Source organism: Sulfoacidibacillus thermotolerans, assembly GCF_003144315.1.
Classification (GTDB): domain Bacteria; phylum Bacillota; class Bacilli; order Alicyclobacillales; family SLC66; genus Sulfoacidibacillus; species Sulfoacidibacillus thermotolerans.
Genome location: NZ_MPDK01000069.1, coordinates 1 through 2,204 on the forward strand (window position 1 = coordinate 1; position 2,204 = coordinate 2,204).

Annotated in this window: 3 protein-coding genes; 1 reads left to right on the forward strand and 2 read right to left on the reverse strand. The window is 43.6% G+C overall.

The genetic code is table 11. The annotated features are described in order from the left end of the window. On the forward strand, positions 1-1,383 hold a 1,383-nt coding region (locus BM613_RS15265), incomplete at its 5' end, for a hypothetical protein (protein WP_109431830.1). 70 nt (positions 1,384-1,453) lie between these two features. Here BM613_RS15265 and BM613_RS14305 read toward each other — a convergent pair. After that, complete coding sequence (locus BM613_RS14305; RefSeq protein ID WP_181363207.1) at positions 1,454-2,032, reverse strand: tail fiber assembly protein; 579 nt, start codon at positions 2,030-2,032, stop codon at positions 1,454-1,456. Further along, positions 2,032-2,204, reverse strand: a 173-nt coding sequence (locus BM613_RS14310; RefSeq protein WP_425450702.1) for a hypothetical protein, incomplete at its 5' end; no start/stop codon positions are given. The genes BM613_RS14310 and BM613_RS14305, both read right to left, overlap by 1 nt.

Below are 2,204 nucleotides of genomic sequence, written 5' to 3' on the forward strand. Positions count from 1 at the left end.
CTCCAGGACTTACCATTCCCACCACATTGGGCGTTATCCGTAGAACAAATTGCTATTGTGCGCTTCTACTGCATTAACGACCTTGATACAACAATGGCTCTGTTTAACTCCCTGGAAGAACAGATCCATCTACGTGAGATTATGAGTGAAGAGTATAAAGTGGACCTTCGCTCTAAATCCGATGCACAGATTGCAGAAGCTGTAATCCGTCACGAAATGAAGGAAATGCTTGGATTCGTACCACAGAAAGGGATGGTAGAAGTTGGTAGAACCTTTAGGTACAATCCTCCAGTGTGGTTAGGTTTCCAAACTCCACTAATGAAGTCTGTATTTCAGGTCGTGCTTGATAGTTACTTCCGAGTTGCAGAAGATGGTAAAATTAAGCAACCATCTACAATGAACTCTTTGAAGTTTACAATCAATCAGACAACCTACAACATGGGTATCGGTGGTCTGCACTCCTGCGAAGAGTTAATGGAGATTGTACCATCTGAAGATGAAGAGATGTGGGATGCTGATGTAACGTCATACTACCCGATCTGTATCATTAACCAGCAACTGTATCCTGAGCACCTGGGCCCACGCTTTATAGATATCTTCGTTAAGATCGTAGAACGACGTATTGCAGCTAAGATGGCTCATGACGATAAGACTGCACAAACTCTTAAGATCGTTATTAACGGTTCTTATGGTAAGTTTGGTTCACCGTTCTCTATTCTGTATGCACCGCATCTTATTATTCAGACCACATTGACAGGTCAGTTAGCTCTGCTTATGCTCATTGAAACACTGGAGCTTAACGGTATTCAGGTCGTCAGTGCTAACACGGACGGTATTGTTATTAAGCCTTGCAAAGCTAAGAAGCAATTAATGACTGATATCATTAAGTGGTGGGAAGAAACAACTGGCTTTGAAATGGAGTTGAACCAGTACCTGCGCCTTAACTCTGCAAACGTTAACAATTACGTCGCAATCAAAGCAGATGGTAAAGCCAAGCGTAAAGGTTGGTTCGCGGAGACAGGTCTTGCTAAAAACGCAGAAGGTGAGATCATTATGGATGCAGTTGTTAATCTGCTTCGTGACGGTACACCAATTGCCAAAACTATCACAGAGTGTCAGGATATTCGTAAGTTTGTTTGTATCAAGACAGCTAATGGTGGAGCTGCGTGGAATAGTGAGCCGTTAGGTAAGGTTGTTCGCTGGTACTATACAAAAGAAGAAGTACCTGAAATACTGATAGTCAAGAGTGGGGGCCGTGTCGGTAAGACAGCAGGGGGTAAACCAATGATGGAACTCACTGACCAGTTACCGCCAGATCTCAACCACGAAGTGTACATAGCTAAAGCGGAAAAATTGCTGGAAAAACTCGCATACGCCGCTTAATAAAATGTGGGCCAATACATTTGTACTGGCCCACAATAAAATGCCCTAAAATGCCGTATGCTGCCTCTGCTTATTCTGGAGACTCAGGCCAGATAATATTCTGTGGATCATTTTCGTTTATACGGTTAACAAGTACACGAAACTTTCTCCATGATTCCAGCATCGAACTTTCTTCGTCCGTAGCTAGATTATAAGTCACAGCATCTTGCAGAATACTGATTTTATAATCCGCTAAGTTAAGAAGATCTGTTTTGTGTTGTGCTGCATCCGCAACCGACTTAGCATGTTGTGCGTCCGGATCGTTTACCCACATATCACCGTTCCACTTCATGTGTTCACCATCGGGAGCAATATAGGTTACATTATCCGGAAGAGATCCAATTGTGGTTATCACTAAAGGAAGTCCTGTATCTTTATCGTATACGACTTTTCCTCTGTGATCTTCACGCAGGATCCATACCTGACTTTCCGGTCTAAATACTGCCACATGATTTTCTGGAGCCACTGGAGGCTCCACATCAGTACAACATGCTGGAAGTCCTGTGTTGGCCACCACATACGCTTCACGGGTTCCCACATATTCGCCCGTATCATTGGAGTAGTCGTACACGGTTACAGTCTGGTCTTCATTACTCATTTCAAAAGACATTAAGCAGCCCTCACAATATAGTTGAATGCAACGTTCTTAACAGTGTTTTCTGTGTTACCAGTTGCGTTAACTGTAACACCGTGGCTGTGCGAACCTAAAGCGACTGTATGGGTGTGAGCACCAATACCGACTGAGTGTGTATGAGCACCAATACCGACAGTATGTGCATGTG